At 71.5% G+C, this 10,651-nt stretch carries 7 protein-coding genes and 2 riboswitches; of the genes, 3 read left to right on the forward strand and 4 right to left on the reverse strand.

The features are described from left to right. Positions 1–261: 261 nt before the first annotated feature. Together E5N76_RS26435 and E5N76_RS26440 are read left to right on the forward strand one after the other, a co-directional pair. The gene (locus E5N76_RS26435; RefSeq protein ID WP_149540856.1) at positions 262–1,008 is read left to right on the forward strand and encodes a superoxide dismutase; all 747 of its coding nucleotides are present in this window, start codon (positions 262–264) and stop codon (positions 1,006–1,008) included. A 197-nt stretch (positions 1,009–1,205) separates the two neighbouring features. Beyond that, the gene (locus tag E5N76_RS26440; RefSeq protein WP_149540858.1) at positions 1,206–2,267 is read left to right on the forward strand and encodes an SDR family oxidoreductase; all 1,062 of its coding nucleotides are present in this window, start codon (positions 1,206–1,208) and stop codon (positions 2,265–2,267) included. Positions 2,268–2,325: 58 nt separating this feature from the next. Here the strand turns inward: E5N76_RS26440 and E5N76_RS26445 are convergent, their stop codons facing one another. The 4 genes from E5N76_RS26445 to gcvT all read right to left on the reverse strand — a co-directional run bounded on the left by E5N76_RS26445 (position 2,326) and on the right by gcvT (position 7,961). Further along, on the reverse strand, positions 2,326–3,291 hold the full coding sequence (locus tag E5N76_RS26445; protein WP_235907894.1) for an acetamidase/formamidase family protein: 966 nt from the start codon (positions 3,289–3,291) through the stop codon (positions 2,326–2,328). Between the two features lie 223 nt (positions 3,292–3,514). After that, positions 3,515–6,466, reverse strand: coding sequence for an aminomethyl-transferring glycine dehydrogenase (gene gcvP / locus E5N76_RS26450; RefSeq protein ID WP_207792120.1), 2,952 nt, complete (start codon positions 6,464–6,466; stop codon positions 3,515–3,517). After that, positions 6,463–6,840 (reverse strand): glycine cleavage system protein GcvH, encoded by a 378-nt coding sequence (gene gcvH / locus E5N76_RS26455; protein WP_149540862.1) that lies wholly within the window; start codon positions 6,838–6,840, stop codon positions 6,463–6,465. Before gcvH ends, gcvP begins: the two co-directional genes overlap by 4 nt. 14 nt (positions 6,841–6,854) lie before the next feature. Then, entirely contained in the window at positions 6,855–7,961 is a 1,107-nt protein-coding gene (gene gcvT, locus E5N76_RS26460; protein WP_235907895.1) for a glycine cleavage system aminomethyltransferase GcvT, read from the reverse strand. A 45-nt stretch (positions 7,962–8,006) separates the two neighbouring features. Continuing rightward, positions 8,007–8,115: riboswitch (glycine riboswitch) on the reverse strand. A gap of 2 nt (positions 8,116–8,117) precedes the next feature. Then, a riboswitch (glycine riboswitch) is annotated at positions 8,118–8,208 on the reverse strand. 411 nt (positions 8,209–8,619) lie between these two features. Between gcvT and E5N76_RS26465 the strand changes: the two genes are divergently transcribed. Next, a complete protein-coding gene (locus E5N76_RS26465) occupies positions 8,620–10,236 on the forward strand; it encodes an ankyrin repeat domain-containing protein (protein WP_149540866.1) in 1,617 nt (538 codons plus the stop codon). Positions 10,237–10,651: the final 415 nt, after the last annotated feature.

Consider the following 10,651-nt stretch of genomic DNA (forward strand, 5'->3'; position numbering starts at 1 on the left):
GAGGCAGCACGGGGCGGCTTGGGGCCGGCGGCGCGCATTGTGGGGACGGGTGCCCTTGGTGGATGGGCGACGAGCCAGCATGGGGCGGCTGGCGGCTGGCGGCGGGCACCGAGGGGAGGGCGCCCGTCGCGGGCGGGCGACAGGCCATGGTGGGCTGGCGCCGCCGCCGATGCCCGGCAGCCTATGGCCGCAGGCAGCATCGCCCTTGGCGGGGTACGGAGGGCCGCCCATCTTGGCCGCAACCATCAAGGGAGACCGAGGATGCCCGCCACCGCCGCCCGCCGCGCCCTGTTCCTGGGGGCCGGCGCTGCCCTCACCCTCGCCTTGCCACGCCGGGTCTTCGCCCAGGCGGCGGCACCGGCATCCGCCCCGCCGCCTTCCGGCCCCTTCACCCTGCCGCCCCTGCCCTATGCCAATGACGCCAATGAGGCGGCGATCGACGCCCGCACCATGCAGATCCACCACGACCTGCACCACGCGGCCTATGTGAACAACCTGAACGCCGCGCTGCGCGAGCACAGCCAGCTCCACGCCCTGAAGCTGGAGGATCTGCTGGCGAAGCTCGGCGAGCTGCCGGAGGGCATCCGCGCCGCGGTGCGCAACAATGGCGGCGGCCATGCCAACCACACCATGTTCTGGGGCGTGATGGGCGGGCGCGGCGGCCAGCCTTCCGGCGAGCTGCTGGCGGCGATCGACCGCGACCTGGGCGGCTTCGACCAGTTCCGCACCCGCTTTGAGCAGGCAGCGAACACCCAATTCGGCTCCGGCTGGGCCTTCGTCACAGTGACGCGGGAAGGGCGGCTGGCGATCCAGCAGAAGCCCAACCAGGACACGCCGCTGATGGAAGGCGGCCGCGCGCTGCTGGGCAATGACGTGTGGGAGCACGCCTACTACCTGCGCTACCAGAACCGCCGCCCGGAATACACCCGCGCCTGGTGGAATGTGGTGAATTGGGATTCCGTCGCGCAGCGCTACGCCGCCGCCAAGGCCGGCACGCTGACGATTTGACCCCCGCAAGGTCGCTGCGCGCCCTTGCGGGAGCCCCGGAGGCGCCGGGCGATCGGCGCCTCGCACAGCCTGGCGCGGCAAAGCCGCGCCAGGGCAACGGGCAGCGTGGGCGGCAAGGGGGAGCGGGGCGTCCGGCGGCGGGAACTTGGGCGCAGGGGCGCGGTTGAGGCCGCATCCCCCTGACCCCGAGGTGCCCCATGGCGTGGATCCGGCTGAAGCCGCTCTCGCAGCAGACCATCGTCATCACCGGCGCCAGCTCCGGCATCGGCCTGGCCACCGCCCGGGCCGCGGCCCGGGCCGGCGCGGCGGTCTTCCTCATCGCCCGCAATGAGGAGGCGCTGGCGCATATCGTCGAGGAGCTGCGCCACCGCGGCGCCCGCGCCGATTACGCCGTGGCCGATGTCGGCAAGCTGGAGGAGCTGGAGGCGGCGGCGAAGAAGGCCGAGGAGGCCTTCGGCGGCTTCGATTCCTGGGTGAACGATGCCGGCACCTCGGTCTTCGGCGCGCTGGAGAAGCTGCCGCTCGAGGATCACCGCCGGCTGTTCGAGACGAATTACTGGGGCGTGGTGCATGGCAGCACCATCGCGGCGCGGGCGCTGCGCCGGCGCGGCGGCGCCATCATCAATGTCGGCAGCGTGCTCTCCGACCGCGCCATGATGCTGCAGGGCGCCTATTCCGCCACCAAGCATGCGGTGCGCGCCTTCACTGACGCGCTGCGCATGGAGCTGGAGCGGGAGGGCGCGCCGATCAGCGTGACGCTCATCAAGCCCTCCGGCATCGAGACGCCCTTCCAGGAGCATGCGAAGAACCTGCTGGGCACGCCGGGCGTGCGGATTCCGCCGCCGGCCTATGACCCGCGGCTGGTGGCGCGCGCCATCCTACATGCCTGCGCGCATCGCAAGCGGGAGATCGTGGTGGGCTTCGGCGGGCATGCCATCTCGCTGATGGGCAACCTCTTCCCGCGTGCCACCGACCGGGTGCTGGAAGCGGTGGGCTTCAGCGCGCAGACCACGCAGAAGCGGCCGAAGCCGGCGCGGGCGGACAACCTTCACGAGCCGCGCGAGGACGGGACGGAGAAGAGCCTGATGCGGCCGGTGGCGCCGCTGCGGCGCACCAGCCTGTTCCTGGAAGCGCAGCTCCATCCGGCGCTGACCGCGACGGTGCTGGCGGGGCTCGGCGCCCTGGCCGCCGGCGCGCTGGCGGCGCGCGGCCAGCGGCGGATGCCGGCGCCGCGACGCCTCGCGCAGCGCTGGCACTGAGGCGACGGGCCTGAAGCGGCTTCACCGCTTCAGGCTGCGTCCTCCGTCGTGGGGAATGTCAGAACAGCAACCCCTTCTTCAGCAGGCCGTGCACGCCCTTCTCGCCATTCACCGTCTGCGTCACGTGGAAATCCACGCAGAGGCTGCAGAGCTGATAGGCATCGGCGGCCGAGAGGTTGGAGCGGGAGACGATGAAGGCGATCATCTCCCGCAGCGCCTGCTTCATCGCCAGGTCCAGATCCTCATGCATGCCCATGCTGATGAAATGGGTAGCGGTTTCGGCGCGCGGATACTTCAGCACCGGGTCGCGGGCGCCGCCGCCCTTTTCCAGGCTCAGGCGGAAATGGCCGGTGAGGCAGATCTCCAGCGCGTTGATGCAGACCTCGCCATCGCCCTGCACCCCGTGGCCGTCGCCGGCCGAGAAATTGGCGCCGGGGACGAAGACCGGGAGGTAGAGGGTGGCGCCGGCGCCGAGCTCCTTGTTGTCCAGGTTGCCGCCATGGGCGCGCGGCTCCTTGGTGGAGATCACGCCCCACTCCTCCGGCGGGGCGACGCCCATGACGCCGAAGAAGGGGGCGAGGGGCAGGGTGATGCCGGGGCCGACGGGGACCTGGCCGGTCATCGCCTGCCTGTCCACCGGGATGTGCAGGACGCGCTTGTAGGGGAAGTCCTCCGGCAGGGTGCCCATCAGCGGGCGGAAGGCGCAGAAGCCCCAGTCGCAGCCGAGGTCGATGCGCTCGATCTCAACCTTCAGGCAATCGCCGGGCTCGGCGCCCTTCACGGCGACGGGGCCGGTCAGGATGTGCGGGCCGAGGCGGGGGACGCCGGCGGCGTGGATGGCGGCGAGGCGGGGCGGCAGGGAAAGGCCGCTGGACGCGGGCGGCATCACCTCCGGCCCGCCGGAGACGCATTCGAGGATGACGAGATCGCCCGGATCGACCTCCTTCACCGGCTTCACGGCAGCGTCGAAGGCGCCCCAGCGGATGTTCTCGAGCGTGGGTTCGATGTGATGGGTGGCGGGCAAGGGCGCGCTCCTCGGCGTTGGTCTTGGGGGGCGTGGCATTTTCCGTGCCGCGGTGTCGAGGAGGGCTCTGCCCTCCTCGAGCTCCACCCGCCAAAGGCCGAAGGGCCTTTGGAAACCATGAATTTTAGACCCGAAGGTCGAACCGCAAAACTCAAGGGTTCAAAGGGCCTTTCGGCCCTTTGCGGATGGGAGCTTGAGGGAGGGCAGAGCCCTCCCTCAACACCTACTCGGCGGCCTGAAGCTGCATCTGCTGCGCATAGGCTTCCAGCGGCGCGCAGGTGCAGACCAGGTTCCGGTCGCCATGCACATTGTCCACCCGCTTCACCGGCGGCCAGAATTTATGCGCCCGCACGAAGGGCAGCGGGAAGGCGGCTTCCTCCCGGCTGTAGGGATGCTTCCACTCCGCCGCCATCACTTCCTCGGCGGTATGGGGCGCATTCTTCAGCGGGTTGTCGGCGCGGTCGCTGCGGCCCTGCTCCACCGCGCGGATTTCGGCGCGGATGGCGATCATCGCCTCGCAGAACCGGTCCAGCTCCGCCTTCGGCTCGCTCTCGGTGGGTTCCACCATCAGCGTGCCGGAGACCGGCCAGGACATGGTCGGCGCGTGGTAGCCGTAATCCTGCAGCCGCTTGGCGATATCCTCGACCAGCACGCCGCCGCCCTGCTGGAAGCCGCGGCAATCCAGGATGCATTCATGCGCCACCATGCCGCGGGCGCCGCGATAGAGCACCGGGAAATGCCCCTCCAGCCGCCTGGCGATGTAGTTGGCGTTGAGGATCGCCACCTGCGTCGCCCGCGTCAGCCCCGCGGCGCCCATCATGCGGATATAGGCATAGGAGATGGGCAGGATGGCGGCGCTGCCGAAGGGCGCGGCACTCACCGGGCCATAGCCTGTCGCCGGCCCCGCCTCCGCCAGCAGCGGATGGTTCGGCAGATGCGGCGCCAGATGCGCCGCGACGCCGATCGGCCCCACCCCCGGCCCCCCGCCGCCATGCGGGATGCAGAAGGTCTTGTGGAGGTTCAGGTGGCAGACATCGGCGCCGATCGCCGCCGGCGAGGTCAGCCCGACCTGCGCATTCATGTTGGCGCCATCCATGTAGACCTGGCCGCCCTTCTCATGGATCAGGGCGCAGATCTCGCGGATGGCTTCCTCGAACACGCCATGCGTGCTCGGGTAGGTGATCATCAGCGCGGCCAGCCGGTCCGCATGCTGCTCCGCCCTGGCGCGTAGATCGGCCACGTCTACATTGCCGTCCCGGTCGCAGCCGACGACCACCACCTTCATCCCCGCCATCACCGCGGAGGCCGGGTTGGTGCCATGCGCACTGCTCGGGATCAGGCAGATGTCGCGCTGCCCCTGGCCCTGCGCCTGGTGCCAGGCGCGGATGGCCAGCAGCCCCGCATACTCGCCCTGGCTGCCGGCATTGGGCTGCAAGGAGACGGCGGCGAAGCCGGTGATGCCGGCCAGCCAGCCTTCCAGCCGGCGGATCAGCGTCAGATAGCCCTGCGCCTGGTCCACTGGGGCAAAGGGATGGATCCCCGCGAAGCCCGGCAGGGTGATGGGGATCATCTCCGCCGTCGCGTTCAGCTTCATGGTGCAGGACCCCAGCGGGATCATGCTGCGGTTCAGCGCGACGTCCTTGTCCTCCAGCCGCTTCAGGTAGCGGAGCATGGCATGCTCGCTGTGATGGCTGTTGAACACCTCGGCGGTGCAGAAGGGCGAGGTGCGGGCGAGGGAGACGGGGATGCCGCCGGCCGGTTCCAGCGTCTCCAGCGCACCGCCGCCCAGCAGCTCGGCGAGGCTCGTCAGCTCCTCCCGCGTCACCGTCTCGTCGAGGGCGATGCCGATGAGCCCGCCCTCGCGCCGCAGGTTGAAGCCGCGGGCAAGCGCGGCGGCGGCGAGGGATTCGGCGCGGTCGCCAGCCTCGATGGCGATGGTGTCGAAGAAGGTGGCATGGCGCAGGGTGAAGCCGCCTTCCTCGGCGGCGGCGGCCAGCAGCCGCGCCTGCAGGGCGACGCGGCGGGCGATGCGCGTCAGCCCCTCCGGCCCATGCCACACCGCATACATGCCGGCCATGACGGCCAGCAGCACCTGGGCGGTGCAGATGTTGCTCGTCGCCTTCTCGCGGCGGATATGCTGCTCGCGCGTCTGAAGGGCCAGGCGCATGGCCGGGTTGCCGGCGGCATCGACGGAAACGCCCACCAGCCGCCCGGGCAGCAAGCGCTTCAGCGCATCCTTCACCGCCATATAGGCGGCATGCGGCCCGCCATAGCCCAGCGGCACGCCGAAGCGCTGGGTGGAGCCGACCACCACATCCGCGCCCATCTCGCCCGGTGGCCGCAGCAGCGTCAGCGCCAGCGGATCGGCGGCTACGATGGCAAGCCCGCCCGCCGCCTGCACCGCGGCGATCTCGGGTGCCAGGTCGCGCACCTCCCCCGTCGTGCCGGGGTATTGCAGCAGCAGCGCAAAGGGCTGCACCGTGGCGATGGCGGCGATGATCTCGGCCGGCGGCGCCACCACCACCTTGATCCCGACCGGCTCCGCCCGCACCCGCACCACGGCCAGGGTCTGCGGATGCAGATCGGCGGCGACCAGCAGCGTGCTGCCCTTCCCCTTGTGCGCGGCATGGGCCAGCGCCACCGCCTCGGCCGCCGCCGTTGCCTCGTCCAGCAGGGAGGCGTTGGCGACGGGCAGCCCGGTGAGGTCCGCCATCATGGTCTGGAAATTCACCAGCGCTTCCAGCCGCCCCTGGGCGATTTCCGCCTGGTAGGGGGTGTAGGCGGTGTACCAGCCGGGGTTTTCCAGCACGTTGCGCAGGATGACCGGCGGCGTGTGGGTGCCGTGATAGCCGAGGCCGATCAGCGACTTGATGTCGGCCCGGTTCTGCGCGGCGAGCGCCCGCAATTCGGCCAGCGCCGCCGCCTCCGTCGCCGGGGGCGGCAGCACGGAGAGGTCGGCGCCGGCGATCGCGGCCGGCACGGTGCGGCCGGCCAGCGCCTCCAGGCTCTCCGCGCCCACCAGCTTCAGCATGGCGGCGATCTCCGCCTCGCCCGGGCCGATATGCCGGCGGGCGAATTCGCCGCGATCCTCAAGCGCGGCCAGCTCCTCGAGGAGATTGGCCTGGCGGGGCTGATTTACGCTTCGCTCCGCTCCGCGATCAGACCCGCCGCTCACGCCAGGCTCTCCACGAAGGCGGCATAGGCGGCATCGTCCAGCAGGGCGGCGATCTCCGCCGGGTCCTTGGGCTCGATCTTGAAGAACCAGCCCTCGCCGGTGGGCTCGCGGTTGATCAGGCCGGGGTCTTCGGTCAGGGCGCTGTTCACCTCGGTGATGGTGCCGGCGATCGGGGCATAGACGTCGGAGGCGGCCTTCACGCTCTCCACCACCGCGATGGCCTCGCCGGCGGTGACCTCGCGGCCCACCTCCGGCAGCTCGACGAAGACCACGTCGCCCAGGGCGTTCTGGGCGTGGTCGGTGATGCCGATGGTGGCGGCGTCGCCATCCGCCCGCACCCATTCATGGTCCTTGGTGAAGCGCAGTTCGGACATTGGGAGGAGATCCTTTATCGGGCGTAGCGGTGGGGGATGAAGGGCATGGGGGCGACCCGGGCGGGCAGGGGCTTGCCACGCACCAGCAGCTCCAGCGCGGTGCCGTCCGCGGCGTGCTCGCGGGCGACGTAGCCCATGGCCATGGGGCCACCCAGGCTGGGGCCGAAGCCGCCGGAGGTGATCTCGCCGATCTGCGCGCCGCCCGGGGCATGGATGGGGGTATGGCCACGGGCCGGCTGGCGGCCTTCCGGCTTCAGCCCGACGCGGAGGCGCTGCGGGCCGTTCGCCAGCTCCTCCCGCACCCGCTCGGCGCCCGGAAAGTCCCAGGCCATGCGGCGGCGCTTGCCGAGGGTCCAGATCAGCGCCGCCTCGACCGGGCTGGTCGTCTCGTCGATATCGGAGCCGTAGAGGCAGAGGCCCGCTTCCAGCCGCAGGGAATCCCGGGCGCCGAGGCCGGCGGGCGCGACGCCCGGCTGCGCCAGCAGGGTCTTCGCCAGGGTCTCGGCCTGTTCGGCGGGGCAGGAGATTTCCCAGCCATCCTCGCCGGTATAGCCGCTACGGCTGGCGAGCACCGGCACGCCGGCGATCTCCGCCGCGGCGACGCCCATGAAGGAGAGAGCGGTCAGCGCCGGGGCCAGCCCCCCCAGGGCGGCGGCAGCGCCTGGGCCTTGCAGGGCCAGCAGGGCGCGGTCCGGCAGGGGCTGCAGCGTCACGCCGGCCGGCAGGGCGGCGGCGATCAGGGCGAAATCCTCGGCCTTGCGGCTGGCATTCGCCACCAGGAAGAGCCGGTCGCCGAGATTGGCGACCATGAAATCGTCGAAGATGCCGCCCGCTTCGGTGGTCAGCAGCCCGTAGCGCTGGCGGCCCGGCTTCAGCCCCTGGACATCGGCCGGCGTCACCCGCTCCAGCGCCGCCGCGGCGCCGTCACCGAGGATCTCCGCCTGGCCCATATGGGAGACATCGAACAGCCCTGCCTGGGCGCGGGTGTGCAGATGCTCCGCCAGGATGCCGGCCGGGTACTGCACCGGCATGGCGTAGCCGGCGAAGGGCACCATGCGGGCGCCGAGGCTGCGATGCAGCGAATCGAGCGGGGTGGTGAGCAAGCTCTCGGTGTCGGCCACGAATCCCCCTGCCGCGGTGGCGGCGTGAGTTGCGCTCGTGGCCCCCCTCTGTCCGGTAACCTGAGAGATTCGGCGCCCCTCTCGCATCCCGTGATGCGTTGCGGTGCCTTACTCCGTCGGTGCCAGGGCCTTGCGGCCCCAGGCTTTCCAGAGGTCCCTACCCGCGCGGCCCTTCTGCCTGAGCGTTTCCGGGGGCCGGTTGCGCCTTCGGCGGGGGCGGTAGGCCCCTCTCTCCCGCGCGGGGTCTGCGGGTAAGCCGGGTCTAGCCCGGGAGGGGGCGGAGGCGCAACGCCCAAGCTCCGGAGCCGCGGCAATCGAGGCCCGGCCCTCGAGTCGGCCCGTTCAACCCGCGGGCCAAAAACGCAGACCGGGGTCCGGGGCCAGGTCCTGGCCCCGGTGGGGGTTCGGGGGCAAAGCCCCCGATCGGGGGGGCCGAAGCAGGGGCGCGCCCTGGGCAACCGGCTCTGCCCCCAACGGCCACCGCGGCCCCCGTTGACAAGCCCGGCAGGCCCCGGCTTTGCTTTCCGCAGCGCGCCGGCAGGGCGCCGCCGGCCCGCGGCAAGGGACCATTCCCACCTGTCCAGCCTTGCCCGGCCCTATCGCGTCTTCTTTCAGCCTGGTGTCAGCGGGTTTCAGGCGCTTGCGAAAGAAGCTCGCCATGACCCCTGACCGTCCCGCCCTGCGGCGCCTGCCGGCCCGCCCCTCGCTCGACGCCCTGCGCAAGCAGGCCCGCAAGCTGCTCCGCGCCGCCGCCGCCGGGGAGGCGGCGGCGCTCGACCGGCTGCGCGCCCAGCTTCCGGAATTCCGGCCGCCGCCCACCCATCGGGACGCGCTGCTGGCGCTGGCCCGGGAATACGGCTTCCCCGGCTGGCAGGCGCTGCGGGAGGAGGTATCGCGGCGCCTCGGCCGCGGGCTGGACTGGGCGGCGCTGGAGGCCGAGCGGGCCATCCATGCCGATGACCTCGACCGGCTGCGGCAGCTTCTGGCCGAACATCCCGGCCTGCTCGCCTGGCAGGATGAGGAGGGCGGCACCCTGCTCGGCGCCGCCGTCAATTCCTTCGGGGACAGCGGCGATCCGGCGCGGGAACGGACCTATACCCGCGCGGCCTGTGCCGAGCTGCTGCTCGACCAAGGCGCGGTGGTGGCGCCCGGGCTGTGGCGCAACGCGCTGAATGCCCGGGCTGGCGGCATGCTGGCCCTGCTGCGGCGGAAGGGGGTGCTGCCGGCCTGCCTGCTGACCCATGCCGCCCTGGGCGAGCTGGCGGCGGTGCGGAGCTGCTTCGACGCCGCCGGCGCGCCACGGCCCGAGGCGGCCGGCGGCGACCCGGCGGCGGCGCTGGCCGAGGCCTTCCACCAGGCGGCCCGGCTGCGCCAGGCGGAGGCCGCGGCTTTCCTGCTGGACCGCTGCATCGCCCTGGACCCGGCGCTCGGCCGGCGGGTGGATGGCGGGCCGGGGCGGCCCGGCTTCATCGCCTATTTCGGCGAGAATCCGCAGGATTTCGGCGGCCCCTGGCGCAGCTTCGTGGTGAATGAGGTGCTGCGGACGATCGGCGAGGACGACCTGCCCGGCTTCGCGCGCCGGCTGGAGGAGGCGCCGGAGCTGCTGGGCGAGGCCGGCCTCCCGTTGCAGGTGGAGCTGCTGGAGCGCGCGACCCTGCTCGACCGTGGGCGCTTCATCGAGCATCTGCTGGGCCTCCGCCCGGCCTTGGCGCGCTGCGCGCCGCCGCCGCCCTCCGCCGCCCCGGTCTTCGCGCTGGAATATGGCCACGCCCATCTGGTGCCGCTGCTGACGCCCATCTGGCCGCTGCCGGACGACCTGCCGCATGCCGCCGGGCTGGGCGACCTGCCGCGGGTCCGAAGCTGGTTCGACGCCGAGGGCCGGCCGCAATTGGGCGAGCTGCGCCGCCACTACCCGGTGAACAATCCGGCGGCGCGGATGAATCTGCGCTGGGGGGAGGGCAGCGTGCAGCAGGTGCTGGATGTCGCCCTGGCCTGGGCCTGCATGAACCGGAAGCTGGAGGTCGCGGCGTTCCTCGTCGCCCATGGCGCGGATGTGAACACGGATTGGAGCACGCACGAGCCGGCGAGCATCCTGCATGAATGCGCGCTGTACGGGAATTTCGCCGCGGCCGGCTTCCTGATCGAGCATGGGGCCGACCTGGCGAAGCGCGACCATCGCTGGGGTGCCACCGCCGCGGGCTGGGCCTGGAACGCCGCCAAGGACGAGGCGATGACGGCATTCCTGCAACAGGCGGAGGCCCGGCGCCAGGGCTGAGACGCGTCCCGGCCCCTGGGCCCGGCGCACCCTTGCACCCGCGCAGCGCCTGCCGGAGACGCCGGCCCCGGCATTTCCGACTCGCCGCCCGCTGTCCTGCCGCGGTTTTGCCGCGGCAGGCGGTGCGAGACCGCTCCCGGCCAGCGAATCGGGGCCTCGCGGCGTTGCGCAGCAACGTCGTAGGGGAATTGGAGCATTCTCCATGCACCAAGCTGCATGGAGAATGCTCCAGGTCTTTGTTCAAGCGAGCAAATTACTCCGACCAAGTGATTCCACCTGATCGGAGTTTGCTCTAGGGTCTGTTGAGATTTGGGATTTGCGACCTGTGCGAGATGTGATTCAAGCTCTGGATGGAGCGATTCGTTCTGACTGACGCGCAATGGGCGAAGATGGAACCGCACTGCCTGGGCAAGCT

The organism is Siccirubricoccus phaeus (genome assembly GCF_008360935.1).
GTDB lineage: Bacteria > Pseudomonadota > Alphaproteobacteria > Acetobacterales > Acetobacteraceae > Siccirubricoccus > Siccirubricoccus phaeus.

Bases quoted from the DNA above. Each gene is read 5' to 3' on its own strand.
- E5N76_RS26435 (WP_149540856.1), top strand. From the start codon at position 262: ATGCCCGCCACCGCCGCCCGCCGCGCCCTGTTCCTGGGGGCCGGCGCT.
- E5N76_RS26440 (WP_149540858.1), top strand. From the start codon at position 1,206: ATGGCGTGGATCCGGCTGAAGCCGCTCTCGCAGCAGACCATCGTCATC.
- gcvH (WP_149540862.1), bottom strand. From the start codon at position 6,840: ATGTCCGAACTGCGCTTCACCAAGGACCATGAATGGGTGCGGGCGGAT.
- E5N76_RS26465 (WP_149540866.1), top strand. From the start codon at position 8,620: ATGACCCCTGACCGTCCCGCCCTGCGGCGCCTGCCGGCCCGCCCCTCG.